The sequence below is a fragment of the Bacteroides fragilis genome, from assembly GCF_019583405.1.
Taxonomy (GTDB): Bacteria; Bacteroidota; Bacteroidia; order Bacteroidales; family Bacteroidaceae; genus Bacteroides; species Bacteroides fragilis_B.
Window position 1 is genome coordinate 38,148 of record NZ_SZUU01000005.1, and the last position, 22,102, is coordinate 60,249.

The following is a 22,102-nucleotide window of genomic DNA, read 5'->3' on the forward strand; positions in this document are numbered from 1 at the left end:
AAAAACAACATGGCCGGATTAAAGTCATTGGTAAAAGATACAGCCCTGTATGGGCTGAGTAGTATGGTTGGTAGGTTTCTGAACTATCTGTTGGTGCCGTTATATACAGCGGTCTTACCTGCCGCATCCGGCGGATATGGGGTTGTCACCAACGTATATGCCTGGGCGGGGTTGATTATGGTACTGTTGACGTTCGGGATGGAGACCGGTTTCTTCCGTTTTGCCAATAAGTCGGAAGAAGATCCGGCAAAAGTATATGCCAATTCACTGATCTCGGTAGGAGGTATTTCACTTGTCTTTGCCGTCCTTTGTCTGACATTCCTTCAGCCTGTCTCTAATTTTCTGGACTATGGCGATCATCCTGACTTCATCGGGATGATGATAGTGGTCATGGCGCTCGATTCTTTCCTGTGCATCCCGTTCGCTTATCTGCGTTATAAAAAGCGTCCCATTAAATTTGTTGCCATTAAGTTCATTTCCATCATTGCCAATATTGTTCTGAACCTGTTCTTCCTGTTGCTTTGCCCGTGGTTGCATGTGCATTTTCCAGCATCGGTGGATTGGTTCTATAATCCGACCTATCTGGTAGGGTACATCTTTGTCACCAATCTGATAACGACCTGTTTGCAACTTTTTTGCCTGATTCCCGAGCTTCGTGGCTTTGCCTATCGGGTGGACAAGCCACTGTTGAAGCGGATGCTTGTCTATTCTTTTCCGATATTGATTTTTGGCCTGGTGGGCATTTTGAATCAGACGGTGGATAAGATTATCTATCCTTTCCTCTTTACCGATCGTCAGGAAGGGCTGGTGCAACTCGGCATTTACGGTGCTGCCACCAAGATTGCCATGGTGATGGCTATGTTCACTCAAGCTTTTCGTTATGCCTATGAGCCGTTTGTATTTGGCAGGGAACGTGAAGGAGACAATCGCCGGATGTATGCCCAGGCGATGAAGTATTTCCTTATTTTTGCCTTGCTTGCCTTTCTGACAGTTATGTTCTATCTCGATATTTTGCGTTATATGGTGGCACCCGATTATTGGGCAGGACTTAGTGTGGTAGCCATCGTGATTGGCGCGGAAATATTCAAAGGCATCTATTTTAACCTCTCGTTCTGGTATAAGCTGATCGATGAAACTCGTTGGGGAGCTTATTTCTCCATGGTCGGATGTGCTATTATCGTCGGAATGAATGTACTGTTGGTTCCCACTTACGGATTCGTGGCCTCGGCATGGGCTTCGGTAGCCGGATATGGGGTAATTACGGTTCTGTCTTATTGGATCGGACAGAAAAAATACCCCATCCATTATGACTTGAAGCACCTCGGTATGTATGTGTTGCTTACAGCAGTGCTCTATGCGGCAGGAGAGCTGGTACCTATTCAAAATGTGGTACTTCGCCTGGCTTTCCGTACTGTTTTGTTACTGATATTTGTGGCTTATGTTATCCGGACGGATTTGCCATTGAGCCAGATTCCTGTGATTAACCGATTTATTAAGAAGAAATAGTTATGAAGGCAGACAATCGAAACATTTTTGCCGTTAAGGCATTTCTCAGAGAATATCTGGACCTGAGAAAGGACAAAGACAACGAACTGGCAACGGTTGATTCCATCCGGAAAGGTGTGGAGTTCAAAGGGGCTAACCTCTGGATTCTGATTTTTGCTATCTTCATGGCCTCGCTCGGACTGAATGTCAATTCGACGGCCGTCATTATTGGTGCCATGTTGATTTCACCGTTGATGGGACCAATCATGGGAGTGGGGCTATCAGTAGGGCTGAACGACTTTGAGTTGATGAAACGCTCTCTGAAAAGTTTTCTGATTACTACGGCGTTCAGCGTGACGACGGCTACTATTTTTTTCCTGTTTACTCCCATTGCCGAAGCGCAGTCGGAGTTGCTGGCACGCACGTCACCGACAATTTATGACGTTTTCATCGCACTTTTCGGCGGACTTGCCGGAGTGGTTGCTCTTTCTACCAAAGAGAAAGGAAATGTAATTCCGGGTGTTGCTATTGCTACCGCATTGATGCCACCTCTCTGTACGGCAGGTTATGGGCTGGCTTCCGGCAATCTGATCTATTTTCTGGGAGCATTCTACCTTTATTTCATCAATTCCGTATTTATCAGTCTTGCCACGTTTATCGGTGTACGGCTGATGCACTTCCAGCGGAAAGAGTTTGTGGACAAGAACCGTGAAAAGAAGGTACGTCAATATATCGTATTCATCGTGATTCTGACTATGTGTCCGGCTATTTATCTTACGATGGGAATTATCCGGAGTACCTTTTTCGAGACGGCGGCCAATCGTTTTGTCTCCGAACAACTCAACTTTGATAATACCCAGGTGCTGAATAAGAAGATCCATTACGAAGGAGATTCATGCGAGATCCGTGTCGTGCTGATCGGTCCGGAAGTGCCGGAAGCTTCCATCGCCATTGCCCGCAGCAAGATGAAAGACTATAAACTGGAAAATACGAAGCTGATTGTTTTGCAGGGAATGAACAATAACGATGCGATGGACCTCTCGTCAATTCGTGCCATGGTAATGGAAGATTTCTATAAGAATAGCGAGCAACGTTTGCAGGAACAACAAGTCAAGATAACCACACTCCAGAAGAGCCTTGAACGATATAAGTCTTACGATGAAATGAGCCGGAAAATCATTCCGGAACTGAAAGTACTTTATCCTTCGGTGACGGCTTTATCTATTTCGCATACGATTGAAACGACGGTCGATTCGATGAAAACAGATACAATTGCACTTGCCGTGCTGAAGTTTACCCGCCATCCGAAGAACGATGAAAAGGAGAAAATCAGTGCGTGGCTTCAGGCGCGGGTAGGAGCCAAGAAACTCCGGTTGATTGTTGAAGAATGACGGGAAGCATATGGCCGGAGAAAAGAAGATGAATAAACATGATTAATATAAATGAATAGAAACAAAGTAATTAACTCTTTCTGTAGCAGAAAGAGATGGGGGGAAGTTCTGTGTCTGGTTTTGCTTTTTCTCTACCCGGCTTCATTACATGCCGATGAAGGTATGTGGATGCTGGGCAATCTGAATAAAGAAACCCGTAAAGCGATGAAAGAACTGGGATTGCAGATGCCTGCCGACCGGCTTTACAGTACGAAGCGTCCGTCGCTGAAAGACGCTGTGGTCAGTTTCGGAGGATTCTGCTCGGGAGTAGTCGTTTCCCAGGATGGCCTGGTATTTACCAATCATCACTGCGGGTTCAGCAGCATACAACAACATAGTTCGGTTGACCACGATTATCTGAAAGACGGGTTCGTGGCGCATAGCCGGGAAGAAGAGTTGCCCAATCCCGAGTTGTATGTCCGCTTCCTGCTACGTACAGAAGACGTTACCCGCCGCGTCCTGAAAGCTACAACACCCGGTATGACCGAAGCTGAACGAGGTTTGGCCATCGATTCGATGATGATATTAATAGGGGATGAAGTCTCGAAAAAAGACTCCACATTGGTTGGCATTGTAGATGCTTATTACGGAGGCAATGAGTTTTGGCTTTCCGTTTACCGCGATTTCAACGATGTGCGTCTGGTGTTTGCGCCACCGTCCTCTATCGGTAAGTTCGGATGGGACACGGACAACTGGATGTGGCCCCGTCATACAGGCGATTTTTGTGTCTTTCGCATTTATGCCGATAAGGAGAACCGCCCTGCGGATTATTCGCCCGATAACGTGCCCTATCACCCCGAATATGTAGCTCCGATTACGTTGGATGGATATAAAGAAGGTTCGTTTTGCATGACGTTGGGTTATCCCGGCAGTACAGAACGTTATCTTTCTTCGTTTGGTATCGAGGAAATGATGAACGGGATGAATCAGGCTATGATCGACGTCCGCGGAGTGAAACAGGCCATTTGGAAACGTGAGATGGACCGGAGAGATTCTATCCGTATCAAATATGCGTCGAAATATGACGAAAGCTCCAATTACTGGAAAAACAGTATCGGAACCAATAAAGCTATACGCAAACTAAAGGTGCTGGATAAAAAGCGCCAGGCAGAAGACGCGCTCCGAAAGTGGATTCAGAAGACTCCGTCAGAACGGGAGAAGTTGCTGCACCTGATGTCGTCGCTCGAACTGAACTACAAGGATCGTAAAGAGGTGAACCGGGCGATGGCCTATTTCGGAGAGTCGTTTATTAACGGTCCCGAATTGGTGCAATTTGCGCTGACCATCCTGAACTTCGACTTCGAAGCGGAACAGAAGCAGGTGGTGGCTCAGCTCCAGAAATTGCTCGATAAATATGCAAACTATGATGTGACCATTGATAAAGAAGTGTTTGTAGCCATGTTGAAGGAGTATCGGAGCAAAGTGGACCAGGCATATCTGCCTGATCTTTACCAAACCATAGATACGCTTTACGGAGGCAATGAACAGATGTATGTTGATTCACTGTATGCTCATTCTGAGATTACTTCTCCACGCGGCTTGAAGCGTTTCCTGGAACGCGATACTACTTTCCATATGGTCGATGACCCTGCTGTTTCGCTGGGCATTGATTTGATTGTGAAGCTTTTCGATATGCGTGGCCAAATGGCTGAGGCTTCTGATAATATAGAAAAGGAGGAACGAGAGTTTAATGCCGCTATGAGAAGGATGTATGCTGACCGCAATTTCTATCCGGATGCCAACTCGACAATGCGGCTGAGTTTCGGTACCATAGGCAGCTATTCACCTTACGACGGTGCCGACTATAACTATTATACTACGGTAAAGGGAATTTTCGAGAAGGTAAAGGAGCACAGTGGTGACCCCGACTTTGCTGTACAACCGGAAGTCCTGTCCCTGCTGGCATCAGGTGATTTCGGACGTTATGCCGATGAAAAGGGAGATATGAATGTATGTTTCATCTCAAACAATGACATTACGGGTGGCAATTCCGGCAGTGCCATGTTCAACGGCAACGGTGAACTGCTGGGGTTGGCATTCGACGGGAATTGGGAAGCGATGAGTAGCGATATCGTTTTCGAACCCGAAGTACAACGCTGTATCGGGGTCGATGTACGATATATGCTCTTTATTATCGAAAAGTTCGGAAAAGCAAGCCAGCTGATACAAGAACTGAAAATAGAAGACCGAAAGAAGTAAGCCCTTACCCTAACGTCTCAGTATGATTACGATTACTGCTGAGATTATGAGCAGAATGCCGATTCCGATGCTCCGGGTAAAGGGTTCGCCGAACATAAAGATACCTACACAAACAGCTGTTACCGGCTCCATGGCTCCAAGTACGGAAGTGAGCGTGGAGCCGATGCTTTTTACGGCCTGTACTAATGCCAGGTTAGAGATTACGGTTGGAATCAATGCCAGCAGCAGCAGATTTCCTCCCGTATGCCAGTCGGGAATAGCTTGAATACCCGTGGTCGCGCCTATCCCCACCAGCAGGAAAAACGTACCGAACAGAAAAACATAGAAAGTAAGCCTTAGCCCTTTCATCTGTCCGATCTTGAGTTGACTCACCGTAACCAGATAAAGCGCATATCCCAAAGCCGAGAGGAGAACAATGAACAATCCGATGGCAGTAATTCCACCGGAACTGTCGCCGTAAGAAAGGCAGGAGACACCGACTACGGCAAGAGCGATGGCGAAGAAGCGCCAGGCTGACTTCTTTTCGCGGAAAAAGATCATCATAATCAGCGTGGTCAGTACCGGATACATGAAATGGATGGTAGTGGCTACCCCGCTTGCCATGAATTTATATCCCCAGAACAAGAAGACTGCGGACATCAGATAGAGGAAGGCAAGTAGCGACAGCGAAGGGATTTCTTTGCGGCTGATACGGAAAGACTGTTTGTCGAGCAACAGAATACATCCCAAAGCTAAGCAGGCGAACAGGAACCGATAAAACAGGATGGATTCGAAGTGCATTCCCTCACGCATGGCAGGGATGGTGAAAAGAGGAATCAGCCCGAAGGAGGCCGATGAAAGCAGACCGTAAAGGAAACCATTAAATTTGTTCATACCCGAAAACTATTACCTGTTTTTTAAATTCACGCAAAGGTAGTGTTTTTGGGGACAATATAAATAAGAGAACCCTGACTTAATCTTTTCTTATCATTTTGACTTTTTGCTTTCCTGACCCTTCCAGAATCGTTTATTTCGGGTCTCTCTCCGGTTGGTGTGAAAAAAACGTCCGGAATTTGCATTAGGCTCGGGATTCGTTGTCTTTGATTCGATTGATCTGCTTTCTCTTTTCAGGGTATGTCGGGCGATTGCAAACAAATAGTTGTTTTATCTCTTTGTTTGAGCTCTTTTTGGTAGTTTCCGGTTGCTGCTCTATTGAAATGAACCAGGTTGTGAACAGAAGCTTTTTCGGAAAAAGTGGGAATAAAGAAGGCCTCTTCTTCCGATAGAGTAAGCATTTGCTCCGGATGGAGTAACCTTTCGGGGGAAATGCAGGTTGCATTTCGTCCGGAAGCCTGCTCTTCGGAGTGAGAAAGCCCGGCTCTTCATCCCGCTCAGACCGTTGCTAAGTGAAGTGAAGAGCCGGGCTTTCATCCGGCTTCTCTCCGAAAGAGAAATTTTATAAGAAAGGGAAGTAAGCAGGGAACGGCTAATCAGGTCTTTTAGAAAGTTGACAGACCGTTCTTCCTATCTTTTTGTCTTTAGCTCTTCTTGGGCTTTCTTCTTGCCCATCCCTCTTCGCTGAAGTCGGGTTCGGCATCTTTAAAGAACTGCTTCCATTCATCTTTACCTTTAGGACCACGTGCCTCTGAGTATCCCCGTTCCTCACGGCTTGGTTTTCCTGTTTTTTTTGCGTCGGCTTGTTTTCCGGTTTTTCCACTCCTGCTTCTTTCTTTGTATCCGGCAGATGTACCCGAAGTTTCTTTCCCTCTTCCGCTGCGTTCGTTGCTTTCGCTACGCTTAACGCGACCTTTGCGCTCCGTAGATGCTTCTTCACCGGCTACTTCGACCGAGACCTTACGGCCGTTCCAGTTTGTCCGGTTGAGAGCTTTTACAACGCTTTGTGCCTGCTTCTCTTCTACTTCAAAGAATGAAAAATTCTTCATCAGGTCAATACGTCCCAGTTCCACCCGTCCGCGTGTATTGCTGTTGAGCAGGCTAATCAGTTCATGAGGGAAGAAGTTATCTATTTTGCCCAGATTGATAAAGAGGCGTGTAAAGCCTGGTTCTGCTTTGCGGCTACCTTGCCCGTCACGGCTTTTGCCCGTACGTTCACCACGTCCGTCAGTAGGTGCCTGAATCTCTTCGCGGTTACGATAATAATCGAGGAACCGATTGAACTCGTGCGATACCATCCGCTTGATAAGGTCTTCCTTGCTCAGCCATTCCAGTTTACGATAAATTTCGGGCATGAAATCGTTAATGTCTTCCTCGTTTACCTTTACTTTTTCAAGGTCATCGATCACTTTAAGAAGCTGTTTCTCGCAAATCTGTTTGCCGGTAGGCATCTCGCCGGCAATGAACTTCTTGCCGATGATACGCTCTATTTCGCGCATTTTTCCCTTTTCACGCAGGTTGATAATCGCAATCGATGTACCTGTCTTACCGGCACGTCCGGTACGTCCGCTGCGGTGTGTGTAGCTTTCCGTATCATCCGGCAACCCGTAGTTGATGACGTGTGTCAGGTCGTCTACGTCCAGTCCGCGTGCGGCGACGTCTGTGGCTACCAGTATCTGGAGGTTGCGAATACGGAACTTCTGCATCACCGTGTCACGCTGTGCCTGCGAAAGTTCTCCGTGCAGTGAATCGGCGTTATAACCTTCCTGCATCAGTTTATCGGCAATCTCCTGAGTCTCTTTACGGGTACGGCAGAAGACGATACCGTAAATCTGCGGATAATAGTCTACGATGCGTTTCAATGCAGCATATTTATCTTTTGCGTGTACGGTATATACCACATGCTTCACATTGCTCGTACTTTCGTTTTTGCGTCCGATGGTAATCTCTTTTGCATCGTGAAGATAGTTCTTCGAAATACGGGCTATTTCGGGGCTCATCGTAGCCGAGAAAAGCAGTGTGTTGCGTTCCTGCGGAACATCGGACAGAATAGCGTTTATGCTCTCCGTAAAGCCCATGTTAAGCATTTCGTCCGCTTCGTCCATCACCACGTTGGTGACAGTGGCAAGCGATACTGTTTTGCGTTCCATCAGGTCGAGCAGACGTCCCGGTGTGGCAACAATGATGTGCACACCCCGTTTCAGGCTGCGTATTTGGCTGTCGATGGACGAACCACCGTATACGGGCAATACTTTCAGCCCGTCAATGTATTTGGAGTAATCGTTCAGATCGCCCGCTATCTGGAGGCAAAGCTCACGTGTAGGGCATAGAACGAGTGATTGGGGGATTCTGTTTTTTACGTTAATTTTTTGGATGAGGGGCAAGCCAAACGCTGCGGTCTTACCCGTTCCTGTCTGTGCAAGAGCTACTACATCATTGTTCTCTCCTAAAAGGTATGGAATCACTTCCTCCTGTACCGGCATGGGATTCTCGTATCCCATCTCTTCAATAGCTTTACGTATCTCCGGAGAAACGCCAAGCTCTTCAAATGTCTTCATTAAATCTCTGTATATCTTTATATTCGGGTGCAAAGATACGGATTAATTATGAATTACGAACGATAACAATAAATAATGATGGACAAAAAATGCGTTATTCCAGCAAGATGCTGCGTAGTCTGTGTGTGTCCTCGGGCTGCAGACCGATTGCTTTCTGCAGATAGGTGGGTACATCACCGTATTTGCGCTCTATTTCGTCTTTGGCTGCATTGAGGAAATCTTCTTTTGCGGAGAAGAGAGTGGTAATGGCTTCCTGCGAGTTGGCGGGCAGGTTATAAGCGTACTTGGACGCTTTGGGGATATTAAAGTAATCGTTGCTCAGACGGTAATCTTCCATAATGATATCCGCATTAATATCTAAAGCAGCCAGTATCAGGGCAGATACGATGCCGGTTCGTCCTTTTCCCGACGAGCAGTGAATCACTACCGGATAGCTATTGGGATCAAGCAGGATGTCGAATATTTCCTTGTATTCCTTCTGGTATTTTGCCACCAGTTCGCGGTTCATCGCTTCCACCATGTGATAAATGGTATCCGTCTTGATCTTCTCTTGTTGTATGCCGTGCAGGATATGTTCCATATCACCCGTACTGATAGGGATATGCACCACATTGAATCCTTTTTGCAAAGGAGGCGTATTATGAAGTTCGCTTTCGGAGCGCAGGTCCAGAATGGTTTTGATGCCCAGATTCTGTAGTTTTCTGAAGGCAAAGCAATTCAGGCTGTCTATCTGTGCCGAACGGTAGAGCTTGCCCCAGCGTACGTGCTTTCCTGTAGCGGATTTATATCCTCCCAAGTCGCGGAAGTTCTGTATGCCGGGCATATTTACATTACGGGGAGCCACTTTTACACGGTATTTGTCATTGAATACCATTGTATAATAGGAGCGTTTGGAAGGATCGTTGGTCACAATCGTTATCCGTGCGTCGGAGATGTTAGCCATGGCGACGGGATTGTCTTCGGGTATGAACTCCGGATTGTCGGATGCATATACTTTCACCTGCCCCTTGATGAGAGGGGTTGTTTCCCATTTAAGAATACAGTTTCCTATATTATTCTCTTCGCAAACCACCGAAATGTTAGGAGACATGTCTGTGCACGAAGGCAGAATAAGTAAAATAGTTAGTAAATTGAACAGGTTTTTGTACATAGTTCGTATTTGTCTGAAAGCACTATTTGCAAAGATATGGATTCTTGTTACATGGTATAATTACTTTGCTATAATTAGACAACGTTAATAGTAATTAGCTACAGGCTACGGGCTACGCGCTACGGGTAATTATGCCGGATGATGCACATTTACTTGTTGCTTGTAGCTCGTAACTGACAAGCATTAACGGTAGTTTGCCGCAAACTTCTCCGATACGGAGTTACTGAAACTCTTGCAGACTTCTGCGGAGAAATCCTGACCGCATTGTATCACCTTATCCCAGGTCTCCTCACTCAGGTTTTGCAAGTCGCGGTAACGGACGTCATATTTTAACATGCCGTAGATCAGGCCGGCATTGAAGTTGTCTCCTGCACCGATGGTACTGACTGCTTGCAACGGGGTGACAGGATACTCTTTCGATATTGTGTTGGTACGCAGCGAGATTTTCTCCGCTCCGGCTGTACAAAGGAATAGCGGACAATAGAACTTGATTTTGTCCTTGTAGATCTTCTCTACGTCTTTGATTCCGTACATGTAATAGAAGTCTTCCAGAGATCCCCTTACGATGTCGGCATATTCCAGATTCTCGATAATGGTTGGAGCTAACTTCATAGCTTCGTTCTTATGTGAAGAACGGAAATTGGGATCATAATATACAATCGCCTTTTTCTCTCTCGCTATGTCCAGCAGTTCCAGAATCTTGTCGCGTAAGACCGGATTCAGGGCATAGTATGAACCGATGACAATGATATCATCTTCGTTGATGGGAGGGAACAAAACGTCCAGCCGCTGTTTGGGATAGTCTTTATAGAAGATGTATTCCGCGTCGCTGTGTTCGTTCAGGAAAGCCAGGGATACGGGCGATTTGCCATCCGGGAACACATTGACGTGATCCGTCGGGATATGATTGTCACGCATGAATTGCAAGATGATGTTTCCAACATGGTCGTTGCCCGTTTCGCTGATGAAACATACATTGACTCCCATGCGTCCTAAAGAAACGATGCCGTTGAAAACAGAGCCTCCGGGAACGGCTGCCGAAGGCTGGTCGTTCCGGAAGATAATATCGAGTATGGTCTCTCCGATGCCGATTACTTTACGCATAGTTTTCTTGATTTTTCACCCAGATAACCACCGTGATGGCGTTTGGAGTATTCTTCGATAGTGAATTCAGTCCTTTTCATTGTTTGTACCACGAGGATATCGCCGATGACGGTCATTACCGTAGTCGAGGTAGTAGGGGTCATGCCCAGTGTACAAACCTCGGCAGGGTGCCCTGTACTCAGGCATACATCTGATTCGCTGGCAAGCGGACTGTCGGGGTTTCCGGTGATAACGATGAATTTAAGGCCCGGATTCAGGTTGTGGGCCAACTGTGTTAATTCTACGATTTCACGGGTTTTTCCCGAGTTTGAAATCAACAGCAACAGGTCGTTTTCTTGCAGGATGCCCAGATCGCCATGTTGCGCTTCGCTGGGATGAAGGAAGACAGAGGGAATACCGGTCGAACAAAACGTAGTGGCGATGTTCATCGCTATTTGTCCGGCTTTACCCATGCCGGAAGTTACAAGTTTGCCTTTTTTTCTGTGTATTTGTTCCACAATCAACTCAACCGCCTTTTCGTAGGCATCGGTCACGGGAATATTCAGCACGGCTTGTGCTTCCTTTTGCAGGAGTTCTTGAATCGATTCAATCATTATATCTTAGTTGTTAATTCATTAAATGTGTTTGCTACTTCATAATAGGAGGACAGCGGATGGCGGGCAAATCCTCTTGCCTGTAATTCGCTGAGTACGGCAAGCAACGGGCTATAAAAACCATTTGCGTTGTAGAAGATCACTTTCTTCTGGTGATAACCGATGGAAGCGGCTGCCATGACATGAAATACTTCATCCAGCGTGCCGATACCGCCGGGGAGAGCCACCAATACATCCGACTGTTGCAGGATGATATCTTTGCGGTCACTCAGATTGTGTGTGCGGATCATTTCATCGAGATATGTACTCACTTTGCCGTTCTCTTCAAGTTTGGAGGGTACTACACCGATGACACGTCCCCCGCTTTCTTTGACTGCCTTTGCCACACATTCCATGAGTCCGAGGTTGGCACCACCGTAGATAAGTGTCTTGCCGTTTCTTCCCATCCATTCGCCAATCTGATGGGCTGCATCGAAGAATGTCGGGTCGATGCTGTCGGATGCGGAACAGAAAATTCCTATCTTTTCCATAAGGGTTATTGATGTTATAGCTTACAAATATCTGCAATTTTCTATAAACGACAATAAGTTTTATTGTATTTTTGTATCCTCAACCTAACTTAATAGTAAGAATGAAGCAGTTAAGTACCCGTGCAGAAATGCAATATAATATACATACCCTGTCCAACGGTCTTCGCATCATCCATGAGCCTTCGCTTTCAAAGGTGGCTTATTGTGGATTTGCCGTAGATGCCGGCACCCGTGATGAGGCTGAAAACGAACAAGGAATGGCCCACTTTGTGGAGCACCTGATTTTTAAAGGTACCCGGAAACGGAAGGCATGGCATATCCTGAATCGTATGGAGAATGTAGGAGGCGACCTGAATGCATATACCAATAAGGAAGAGACAGTGATTTATTCGGCATTCCTGACCGAACATTTCGGGCGGGCATTGGAATTGCTGGTAGATATTGTTTTTCACTCCACTTTTCCGCAGAACGAGATAGAAAAGGAGACGGAAGTGATTATCGACGAGATACAGTCATACGAAGATACTCCTTCGGAGCTTATTTTCGATGACTTTGAAGATATGATTTTCCGGAATCATCCGTTGGGACGCAACATTCTGGGCAGGCCGGAATTGCTGAAACAATTCCGAAGCGGGGATGCGGTTGCTTTTACTTCCCGGTTCTATCAACCTTCCAATATGGTATTCTTTGTTTTGGGCAACTTCGACTTTCAGAAAATAGTCCGCCAGGTGGAGAAACTGTTGGCAGACCTTCCGTTGATTGGAGTCGATAATCACCGTACTCCGCCTCCCCTTTACGTACCGGAGCATCTGGTTGTCCATAAGGAGACCCATCAGGCGCATGTGATGATTGGCAGTAGGGGATACAATGCTTATGATGATAAACGTACCGGCTTGTATCTGCTGAATAATATTCTGGGTGGTCCGGGGATGAACAGTCGCCTGAATGTTTCTCTCCGCGAGCGAAGAGGATTGGTCTACACTGTGGAGTCCAATCTGACATCGTATACGGATACGGGAGCTTTCTGCATCTATTTTGGAACCGATCCTGCGGATGTGGATACTTGTCTGCGGTTGACTTACAAAGAACTGAAAAGGATGCGGGATGTGAAAATGACCTCTTCGCAGCTGATGGCTGCTAAAAAACAACTGATCGGGCAGATTGGAGTTGCTTCGGATAATAATGAAAATAATGCGTTGGGGATGGCAAAGACCTTCTTGCATTACCACAAGTATGAATCATCCGAATCTGTTTTCCGGCGAATCGAAGCATTAACTGCAGAAGGGTTGCTGGAGGTGGCCAATGAGATGTTTGCAGAGGAATATCTTTCTACACTGATCTACAGATAAGAAGAAAAGGAAGAGGGTGCATCTGAGGATTGACATTACTATTAGACACACAATTAATACTTATATAAATCTTTACGATGCACTCTCTGACCTTGGAATATATAAACTAAAAAAACATCATAGTCCGGGCTATGCCGAATCGCATAGACACCCGTAGTACAGAAAGTGCTAAATAAGAATATGCCTGAGCGCAAATACATAGTATTTTGGTGCAGGCTTAACTCTGTTATGAAGAGTATAAAAAGAAGTGTATTCTTTGAATGTTATTAATTTCTGAGAGTCCGTCTTGGCGGCCGGATGGAGGTTATTGCTTTGTTTATACGGATTGGCCGAATCCGAAACAGCCTTTTTGACCAGTATCCCTTGATTAAAGTCGAATAGATCGTGTCCTGAGTTATCAAAAGAAGGTCTGTTGTGAGTATGGCTTTTTACGGCAGTAGTGACTGTCACCCCGTTATTGGCGGGTTGTAGAGCACTGCTTTTCTGGGTACCGAATACCAAAAATAACAGGCATAGCATTATTAGTTTGATGTATGCTGCCATAATTGGCGGCAAATGTATGGATTAATACGGATCTTTCTTCGGGTGGCTTTGCTTTTTCTCGAGTCATTAATTATTTTTAATAATAGGAGATTGAACCGTCCAAAGGAGCTGACCGGCAGTGGTGTCATTAGTTACCTTGGATGGTTCAGTCTGCGGAGTTTGATTTATACTTTTAGTTTAATCTTAGCTTTGACCAGTAATCCTGTGATACCGACAATAATCAGTGAGAATATGGCCGATTTCATTAATCCCGGTATGCTGCTGCCCAATGCGGTGGGGTAGTGTAATCCAAGTAATTGTTGCATTGCATACCAGATATATGGAATGATGTAGCAAGTAAGGGTTGCGGTTCCTGCCGGTTTGATAATATCGAACCAGTCGGTTTTGCCTTTTATGTCAGTCAGCCAATAGAAGAAGCCGAATGACGGGAAGAAAGCTGCTGTGCAGAAGAAGAACCAGCTTGGAGTGGCTTGTATCTTTGAGATGATCCAGAAAGGATGTGAGGCAAAGCCGGCTGCCAGCATAAGGACACCCAGGCCGCATAATATCCCTATAAACTTTCCAGGGTGCTCGGAACTGGCGTATTTTTGCATCAGTAATGAAGTTAGTATGCCCGACATCCCGAATGCATGTAATGTCATATCACTTGGTATGAATGGAAGTGGCAGGACGTCTGCATGATTCAGCAATGACAGGGCGATAAACACTACCCAAGCGAAAAGGTTGCGTGCCAGGTTTTCCCGGGTAAATAAATATACAGAGGCACAGATTACATAGGTCCAGCCGATAAGACCCAGAATTCCCCACCATTTCTGTTGGAAAGGTGCTCCATGAAATCCTTTGTAGAGGACAAGGAAAGTCAATAGTAAAATACCTGCTGTCTTCATTCCCGTATAGAGATGTTTCTTTTGGGTGGTTAGCGGTTTGGGGTATACTCCCCAGATCAGGAAGAAGCCAATCACCATAATGATAGAGAACCAGGGATGGGAGAGTCCTGCCACTCCTCCGCTGTTTACAGAGAAAAGCCCCATGACAATCAGTGCTACGGTTCGCCAGAAAATATGCATAATCACTTGGGGCAATGAATCGCCTTTTTTGTATCGGTTCTGTACGGCAAACGAAATAGACATGCCCATACAGAACAGGAAAGCCGGAAAAATTGTATCGGAGAAACCTAACATGTCTTCTGTCATTGCTGCGTGTCCGAGCCAATGGGGGATATCTCTGAGTCCGGGAATATCATTCACAAAAAGCATAAGGAACATGGTGAGTGCACGGAATATATCGACCGCAGCGACTCGTTGAGGGGATGAAGTTTTCATAATGTGTTAAATTAATTAGGGGTTATGCTCACAAAGATAGCGTAAAAATGTTTAAAGTCTACTGTCTTCCGGCTTATTCCGCTTATCTTTGCCTGAAAACCTAAAAAATGATGATGACATTAAATCGTATTACGAGTGCTGACGATTCACGTCTGAACTGTTTGATTCCTTTGTACGAGGAGTCTTTTCCCGAAAGTGAGAGAAGAAAAATCGGGCAGTTGAAACGAATGATTGAGAACCATACTCCCATGTATTTCAATGCTATTGAATGTGATGGAGAGTTGAGTGGAATGTTTGTATACTGGGACATGGGTGACTTCTACTATTTAGAACACCTGGCTGTATTCCCGGAAATGCGGAATAAAAAGATAGGGCAGCAGGTGCTTGATTATGTGGCCGGACACCTGAAAGGACTGCGCCTGCTGGAAGTAGAGCCTACGGAAGATGAAATGACTACCCGGCGCGTGAACTATTATCGGCGTAACGGATACAAGGTGCTCGATAAAACCTATGTACAGCCTTCTTATCATGCTATGGAGAACGCCTGTCCACTTTGGATTATGGGAAATGAAGATTCTCCCCGACTGTCTGAACACGTGGAAAGAATTAAAGAGGAAGTGTATAGGCAGCAGATAGGATGAGGCCTTATAAATGTGTCAAAACTATCGCTTGCCCCACAGAAAAACAGAGATCGAGTAGGCTTCGGTCTTACTTTCTGTGTTAATCTGTGGAGCCAGCGGTGGGTGAAAAGGTCTTTTACTGCCTTTTCGTGTTTTTAAAAGATTGATTTTGCAATTCCCATTTCCAGTCCTCTTAGCTCGGCAAGTCCGCGCAGGCGTCCAATGCAGGAGTATCCCGGATTGGTTTTCTTCTTTAAATCGTCTACCATTTGGTGTCCATGATCCGGACGCATGGGGATAGATACTTTTCTTCTCTGTTGTAATTCAAGGAAAGCTTTCATGACCCGGTACATATCTACGTCTCCTTCCAGGTGGTTGGCTTCGTAGAAATTTCCTTCGGAATCTCGCTGAGTGCTTCGGAAGTGGACAAAATTGATACGATCGCCGAATTGTTTCATCATACCTTCCAGGTCGTTGGCACTGCTTACTCCAAGTGATCCGGTACAGAGACAGAGCCCGTTCGATTCATTAGGCACAGCATCGATCAGTGCCTGAAAATCGGCCGCACAACTCATGATACGCGGTAAACCCAGAATGGGGCAGGGTGGGTCGTCCGGATGAATCACCAGCTTTACACCGGCCTCGTCTGCTACCGCAGTCACTTCTTTCAGAAAGTAGATTAAGTGGGCACGTAGCTTATCCGCGTCGATACCTTTGTAACGATTCAGTTCCTGTTGAAACTGCTCCAGCGTGAAACTCTCTTCCGAACCGGGAAGTCCGGCAATCATATTACGGACAAGGAGTTGTTTCTCCGTTGCGTCCATCTGTTCGAAACGAATTTTTGCTTTGGCTTTTTCTTCATCGGTATAGTCGTTCTCTGCACCCGGTCGTTTCAGTAAGAAAAGATCGAAAGCGATAAAAGCGGCACGTTCAAAACGAAGTGCTTTGGAGCCATCGGGTAGGGTATAGGCAAGATCGGTGCGAGTCCAGTCGAGTACGGGCATAAAATTGTAGGTAACGATATGAATGCCACATTTACCGAGGTTACGTAAGCTCTCTTTGTAGTTTTCGATGTATTTTCTGTAATCGCCTGTCTGGGTTTTGATGTGTTCGTGTACCGGGACACTTTCTACTACCGACCATCGCAGACCGACGGATTCGATCAGTTCCTTTCGTTTCATAATTTCTTCTACAGTCCATACTTCGCCATTAGGGATGTGGTGGAGAGCGTTGACAATTCCCGTAGCTCCGGCTTGTTTAATGTCCCAAAGGCTAACAGGATCATCCGGTCCATACCAGCGCCAGGTTTGTTCGGAAAGAAAGAGTTTATTCTTTGATGAAGTGATATAAGGTTGATTCATAAGTCATTTTTTACTTTTGAAAGTAGGTTTAATCATTCTGTTTGTTTTATCTTTGGGGAGGGAAGATGCATGGGAGAGGCCTCTTTACATTGCAAAAGCATTGAATCCGCCGTCCACTATGGCCACAGTGCCCGTTACGAAGCTTGCTGCGTCGCTGATCAGGTATTGTATTGTGCCGCATAACTCTTCAGCGCGTCCCATACGTCCGAATGGGGTTTGGCGGATGACATCCTGTCCCCGTTGAGTATATGTTCCGTCCGGATTGGTTAGTAAAGTGCGGTTCTGCTCTGTCAGGAAGAAACCGGGGGCAATGGCATTTATACGGATTCCTTCACCAAACTTTTTGGCAATTTCTGTGGCCATAAATGCGGTAAAGTTGGAAATGCCTGCTTTGGAAGCCGAATAACCGGCCACACGTGTCAAAGGACGGAAAGCTGCCATTGAGGAGAAATTGACAATAGCTCCGCTTTTCTGCTCTGTCATCGGTTTTAGAAATACTTGTGTCGGCAATACGGTACCGGTCAGATTAAGATCCACTACCTTCTGAAATTCATCTATTTTCAGATTGAAGATGTCACTTGCCGGTGCAATCGTAGCTCCCGGCATATTGCCGCCTGCCGCATTGAGCAATGCGTCTACCCGCCCATAAGCTTTCAATATATCTGCCAGGTTCTGTTCAAGGATGTTCCGGTCGAGTACATTGGTTGCCAGGAACAGAGCTTCGCCCCCTTTGGCGCATATTGTTTTTACTATCTCGTTACCCACTTCGGCTTTACGTCCGAGGATAACGACCTTGGCATCTTCTTCTGCCAGATGGACTGCAATTGTTTTTCCCAATACTCCTGTTCCACCGGTAATGACCACTACCTTATCCTTTACACTAAATAAGTTTGCCATACTATTATATTTTAAGTTTAAACTTCTTGTTCTATAGCTCCGTTATCGCACACGCAGCATGCAAATATAGTTATAAAGTTGATGGAACGGTTCAAAAAAGGAAGGAAATTAATTTTTGGTCAACTCCTTTTATCGGGGATTGGCTATTGTTTGTTGCAGTATTAACAAACTTTCCGGCCCCATATTGAATAAGAGGTCGATGATACTCAGGTTGGGCAGGAACCCGTGGCGGGTTTCGAAAACCTGATAGTAAGGTTGGGGAATAAATTCCGGATCGGCTTGGCGGAAATTCTTTTTGGGATGGATGGTTTCCCGGAAGTCTATTTCGTTCGGAGCGAAGTCCGTTTTATATTCGGTGGTTCGTTCCGTATCAGGTTGTATATCTATCAGCTTGCATACAAGCCGGCACAATTCTTCATTGAAATCTGTGAGGAATTCATATTTCTTTTCATAGAAAGGGCGAAAATCGTCTTTATAATATTCAAAAAAAGGGGTGCTGTTATAGGCCGACTCCATTGCATTCCAGTGCAGGTGCCTCCAGTTGCCATGGTCGGAAATCCGGATATCCTTCATCGGACATTTCGGGTTTTCCGGTTTTACGGTAGGAACAGAAAGTGCCAGTTCTCCCTCCGGACCTGCAATAGTACAGCGGTTCCGGTAGGTCTGTTTCATGTAATGATCGTGCTGCTCGATGAATATTTTATCGTAATTCAACAGTTTACTATAATATTCTACGGGTGCCAGATAGGCAGAAGAGAGATAAGCGACTTTCATGGGTGGTTGATACTTTGTGATTACTTGGTTGCTGATATATAATTTGTGGTTTGTGGGACTGACTACTTCACCGGTTGGAAGAATCGGTTCCAGCGGTATCCGTTGAAGATTCCCGTATGGTCTTTCTTTGAGAACCAGATTCGCGAAGCTTTCCCAATGACATGATCTTGCGGCACAAAGCCGAACAAGCGGGAATCGGAGAGATTTACCGAGTTATTGGAAGCCATCCAGTAATAATCTTTGGTAAAATAGCAATGCTGTGAAGGGCGACCTTCAATGTAGAGCGTATCGTTCCGGATTTCCGCTTGTTTGCCTTCATGCAACACCAGCGTATTCCGCAACAGGGTTCTGTTCCACGGATAAACTCTGACGGCCTTTCCCTTGCCAGGGATGATGAGCGGTTTAGTTTCTTCCTGCCGGCTTTGGCTCAGAGGTTGTATCCAGCTTTTTCCGTTCATCGCCTGTTCAAGCAGATAATATTCGTAACGGCTGAAGCTTCGTACATTCTTGCCTTCATGCTGCCCCATCAGTTCGTTGGAGCCGATGGAAAGAATGGAAAGTAGTGAGTCTAACTGCTGTTCCTTGGTCTGTGGATAAGTGTAGAGTTGTTTCCGGTCCGGTCCGAGTTGTGTGCTGCGGTCTACTACATTGAATAGTGAATCGATAAGCAAAGTATCTCCCGGTACACCGATACACCGGCTGATATAGATTTCTCTCCGGTCGATGACCGGTTCTTTGATAGCTGCGGGATTATTGAATACGACGATGTCGTCTTTATCAATGCGCCTTGGATTCCAGCGGTGGTAGGAGAACAGTGACATATAAGGTGCCCGAAGTCCGTAGCTCCACTTATTGACCAGAATACGTTCGCCTTGGAAAAGGGAGTTCTCCATGCCCGATGAAGGTATCAGGCATGAGGTAAAAGCAAAGCCGCGGAGCAATAATACGATAACTATTGCTCCGGCAAATGCGATAATCCATTTGAATCCCTTTCTCATTACTACGTTAGTCTACCCACTTAAAGATGCGGTTCCAGCGGATTTTACCGTCAAACCAGCCACGGTCTTTATCCAATGACAGCCATACGACGATCGGTTTACCTACTACGTGGTCTTCGGGTACGAATCCCCAATAACGGGAATCAGCCGAATTATGCCGGTTATCACCCATCATCCAGTAATAATCCAACTGGAAAGTATACTGGTCTGTCTTCACACCGTTAATGTAGATTCCGTCTTCTTTCTGCTCCAGTTTATTGCCTTCGTAGGCAGTGATGCAACGTTCGTAGATAGGCAGATTATCCGGAGTCAGCGTGATAGTGGCTCCCTTTGCCGGAATCCAGATAGGGCCGTAATTGCTGCGGTTCCAGTGAGTATATAAATTCAGAGGATACATGTCTCCGGCATAATCTTCCGGTTCTATCACGATTTTGCTGATCAACTTTTTGTTGGCGGACAGAGTATCATACATTTTCTTTGTGAGCGGGAGGTGATATACAGGATTCAGCCTGCCTTGGGCGTTTCGTCCATCCATTCCTAACTCAACCAACCCTTCTTCATAACCTGCTCCTTCGGGAGTTAATCCCTGGTCGGCTTTACTGATTCCCAGTTCGCGGAACATCTCTTCTGTGATATACGGACCCGTAGTTTGCACAAAGTAGTTGAATTGCAGGTTCTCAGGGTTTTCTATTGCCTTCCCGTCAATCATCACCTGACCGTTGATAATTTGGAGTGTATCGCCCGGCAGTCCTACACAACGTTTTACGTAATTTTCCCGGCGGTCCACCGGACGGGTGACAACCTTGCCATACCGTTGGGGATTGGACATTATTTCTTTTCGTCCGGCATTGTAGTATAAATCGTATACAGTCTTCTGTTGTTCCCGGGTCAGACTGTCCATATTGATCGGATTCGGATAAATCTGCTTCCCGATGTTGTATGCCAGTGTATAAAAGTCGGCATCCGGAAAGTTCAACGCAACAGTGTCTCCTGCAGGGAAGTTAAACACTACAATATCGTTCAGCTTTACTTTACCGAACCCGGGCACACGTTTGTATTTCCATTGAGGCCACTCAATGTACGACTTGGTGTTCAGTATCGGCAGTGTATGCTGTGCCAATGGCATCGATAGTGGAGTATTCGGTACACGGGGACCATAGCTCATCTTGCTTACATACAGGAAGTCTCCCACCAACAATGATTTTTCCAGTGAAGAGGATGGGATCTGGTAATTCTGAAAGATATAGATATTCACGAAATATACTGCTACCAAAGCGAAAACGATAGCATCTACCCAACTCATTACGCTTCGGACAGTCGGGTTCTTTGACTTCTTCCAGAATGACCAGGGGATTTTCTTGGTAATGTAAACATCGAAAATGAAAGGAACCACAATCAGTCCCCACCAGCTTTTCACCCAGATCAGGAAAATCAGATAAAGAAGAATAGCAATGGAACATTTTATCCATTGAGTACGTGTTGCTTTTCTCATGATGTTAGTCTTTTAAGAATGGGAATAAATCGCTCATACCCAGATAGCCTTCATGGGTTGCTGTGTATTCTGCGGCAAGTACCGCACCCAAAGCAAAACCTCCCCGGTTTTTGGCATCGTGGGTGATGGAGATACTGTCCGCCTCCGAATCGTAACGGATGGTGTGGATACCGAATACTTCGCCTTCACGGATGGAGTGAATCGGCAACTCGTTCGCTGAGTGTGCTTCCTCTTTTACCCAAACGTTTTTACGCTCCATGTTTTCAAGAATACCTTCTGCCAGCGTGATGGCCGTTCCGCTTGGTGCATCGAGCTTGTGCACGTGGTGGGTTTCACTTATGGTCACGTCATATGCCGGGAACTGGTTCATTATTTTAGCCAGATACTTATTGACTGCCGAGAAGATGGTTACGCCCAAACTGAAATTGGATGACCAGAACAGGGTTTTTCCACCTTTGCTGCATAGTTCCTTTACTTCATCGCCGTGTTCTGCCATCCATCCGGTACTGCCCGAAACTAACTTTACACCTGCTTTGAAAGCTTTCATATAATTGTTGTAGGCTACCATGGGATTAGTGAACTCAATAGCCACATCTGCCGATTTAAATGCTTCAGACTCGAAATCATCCTGATTGTTGATGTCGATAATGCTGACAATTTCGTGTCCGCGACTGAGGGCAACTTTTTCGATTTCCCTGCCCATTTTTCCGTAACCTATTAATGCTATTTTCATTGTTTTACTGACTTTATAGACTTTATATCCAAAATATTAGTTGCAAAGATAGGATTTTTATTACATTTGTCGAGCACATTAACGTCTTGTT

The 22,102-nt window shown here is 45.8% G+C and carries 19 protein-coding genes; 5 read left to right on the forward strand and 14 right to left on the reverse strand.

Annotated elements, in window-relative coordinates; genetic code table 11:
• Positions 1 to 9: 9 nt before the first annotated feature.
• The 3 genes from FDF36_RS12550 to FDF36_RS12560 are packed head-to-tail and all read left to right on the forward strand — an operon-like array spanning position 10 to position 5,114.
• The gene (locus tag FDF36_RS12550) at positions 10 to 1,506 is read left to right on the forward strand and encodes an oligosaccharide flippase family protein (protein WP_193683161.1); all 1,497 of its coding nucleotides are present in this window, start codon (positions 10 to 12) and stop codon (positions 1,504 to 1,506) included.
• A 2-nt stretch (positions 1,507 to 1,508) separates the two neighbouring features.
• On the forward strand, positions 1,509 to 2,876 hold the full coding sequence (locus tag FDF36_RS12555; RefSeq protein WP_005779608.1) for a TIGR00341 family protein: 1,368 nt from the start codon (positions 1,509 to 1,511) through the stop codon (positions 2,874 to 2,876).
• A gap of 51 nt (positions 2,877 to 2,927) precedes the next feature.
• Positions 2,928 to 5,114: a S46 family peptidase gene (locus FDF36_RS12560; protein ID WP_220391546.1), complete on the forward strand. Its 2,187-nt coding sequence runs from the start codon at positions 2,928 to 2,930 to the stop codon at positions 5,112 to 5,114.
• Between the two features lie 9 nt (positions 5,115 to 5,123).
• Here the strand turns inward: FDF36_RS12560 and FDF36_RS12565 are convergent, their stop codons facing one another.
• The 6 genes from FDF36_RS12565 to FDF36_RS12590 form a co-directional block, all read right to left on the reverse strand.
• Positions 5,124 to 5,987, reverse strand: a complete 864-nt coding sequence (locus FDF36_RS12565) for a DMT family transporter (RefSeq protein WP_220391547.1) — start codon at positions 5,985 to 5,987, stop codon at positions 5,124 to 5,126.
• A gap of 644 nt (positions 5,988 to 6,631) precedes the next feature.
• On the reverse strand, positions 6,632 to 8,545 hold the full coding sequence (locus FDF36_RS12570; RefSeq protein WP_220391548.1) for a DEAD/DEAH box helicase: 1,914 nt from the start codon (positions 8,543 to 8,545) through the stop codon (positions 6,632 to 6,634).
• Positions 8,546 to 8,639: 94 nt separating this feature from the next.
• Positions 8,640 to 9,695: a tyrosine-protein phosphatase gene (locus FDF36_RS12575; protein ID WP_220391549.1), complete on the reverse strand. Its 1,056-nt coding sequence runs from the start codon at positions 9,693 to 9,695 to the stop codon at positions 8,640 to 8,642.
• 183 nt (positions 9,696 to 9,878) lie between these two features.
• Positions 9,879 to 10,799, reverse strand: coding sequence for a carbohydrate kinase family protein (locus tag FDF36_RS12580; protein WP_220391550.1), 921 nt, complete (start codon positions 10,797 to 10,799; stop codon positions 9,879 to 9,881).
• Positions 10,787 to 11,392: an SIS domain-containing protein gene (locus tag FDF36_RS12585; protein WP_005783748.1), complete on the reverse strand. Its 606-nt coding sequence runs from the start codon at positions 11,390 to 11,392 to the stop codon at positions 10,787 to 10,789. The genes FDF36_RS12580 and FDF36_RS12585 overlap by 13 nt, the downstream gene beginning before the upstream one ends.
• Positions 11,392 to 11,922: an LOG family protein gene (locus tag FDF36_RS12590; protein WP_005812321.1), complete on the reverse strand. Its 531-nt coding sequence runs from the start codon at positions 11,920 to 11,922 to the stop codon at positions 11,392 to 11,394. Before FDF36_RS12590 ends, FDF36_RS12585 begins: the two co-directional genes overlap by 1 nt.
• Positions 11,923 to 12,050: 128 nt before the next feature.
• Here FDF36_RS12590 and FDF36_RS12595 point away from each other — a divergent pair, with 128 nt between their 5' ends.
• The gene (locus tag FDF36_RS12595; RefSeq protein WP_220391699.1) at positions 12,051 to 13,271 is read left to right on the forward strand and encodes a M16 family metallopeptidase; all 1,221 of its coding nucleotides are present in this window, start codon (positions 12,051 to 12,053) and stop codon (positions 13,269 to 13,271) included.
• A 168-nt stretch (positions 13,272 to 13,439) separates the two neighbouring features.
• Here FDF36_RS12595 and FDF36_RS12600 read toward each other — a convergent pair whose 3' ends face one another.
• Positions 13,440 to 13,814, reverse strand: a complete 375-nt coding sequence (locus FDF36_RS12600) for a hypothetical protein (RefSeq protein WP_259281437.1) — start codon at positions 13,812 to 13,814, stop codon at positions 13,440 to 13,442.
• A 164-nt stretch (positions 13,815 to 13,978) separates the two neighbouring features.
• A complete protein-coding gene (locus FDF36_RS12605; protein WP_220391551.1) occupies positions 13,979 to 15,136 on the reverse strand; it encodes a DUF5009 domain-containing protein in 1,158 nt (385 codons plus the stop codon).
• Positions 15,137 to 15,246: 110 nt separating this feature from the next.
• Here FDF36_RS12605 and FDF36_RS12610 point away from each other — a divergent pair, with 110 nt between their 5' ends.
• The gene (locus tag FDF36_RS12610; protein WP_220391701.1) at positions 15,247 to 15,777 is read left to right on the forward strand and encodes a GNAT family N-acetyltransferase; all 531 of its coding nucleotides are present in this window, start codon (positions 15,247 to 15,249) and stop codon (positions 15,775 to 15,777) included.
• 134 nt (positions 15,778 to 15,911) lie between these two features.
• On the opposite strand, the gene uxuA is transcribed toward FDF36_RS12610, so the two are convergent.
• The 6 genes from uxuA to dapB form a co-directional block, all read right to left on the reverse strand.
• The gene (uxuA, locus tag FDF36_RS12615) at positions 15,912 to 17,117 is read right to left on the reverse strand and encodes a mannonate dehydratase (protein WP_032541103.1); all 1,206 of its coding nucleotides are present in this window, start codon (positions 17,115 to 17,117) and stop codon (positions 15,912 to 15,914) included.
• Positions 17,118 to 17,201: 84 nt separating this feature from the next.
• Positions 17,202 to 18,014, reverse strand: coding sequence for an SDR family oxidoreductase (locus tag FDF36_RS12620; protein WP_220391552.1), 813 nt, complete (start codon positions 18,012 to 18,014; stop codon positions 17,202 to 17,204).
• 129 nt (positions 18,015 to 18,143) lie between these two features.
• Positions 18,144 to 18,788: a WbqC family protein gene (locus FDF36_RS12625; RefSeq protein WP_220391553.1), complete on the reverse strand. Its 645-nt coding sequence runs from the start codon at positions 18,786 to 18,788 to the stop codon at positions 18,144 to 18,146.
• A gap of 62 nt (positions 18,789 to 18,850) precedes the next feature.
• The gene (gene lepB / locus FDF36_RS12630) at positions 18,851 to 19,786 is read right to left on the reverse strand and encodes a signal peptidase I (protein WP_220391554.1); all 936 of its coding nucleotides are present in this window, start codon (positions 19,784 to 19,786) and stop codon (positions 18,851 to 18,853) included.
• A 7-nt stretch (positions 19,787 to 19,793) separates the two neighbouring features.
• Positions 19,794 to 21,278: a S26 family signal peptidase gene (locus tag FDF36_RS12635; RefSeq protein ID WP_005779578.1), complete on the reverse strand. Its 1,485-nt coding sequence runs from the start codon at positions 21,276 to 21,278 to the stop codon at positions 19,794 to 19,796.
• Positions 21,279 to 21,282: 4 nt separating this feature from the next.
• Positions 21,283 to 22,011: a 4-hydroxy-tetrahydrodipicolinate reductase gene (gene dapB / locus FDF36_RS12640; protein ID WP_220391555.1), complete on the reverse strand. Its 729-nt coding sequence runs from the start codon at positions 22,009 to 22,011 to the stop codon at positions 21,283 to 21,285.
• Positions 22,012 to 22,102 lie beyond the last annotated feature (91 nt).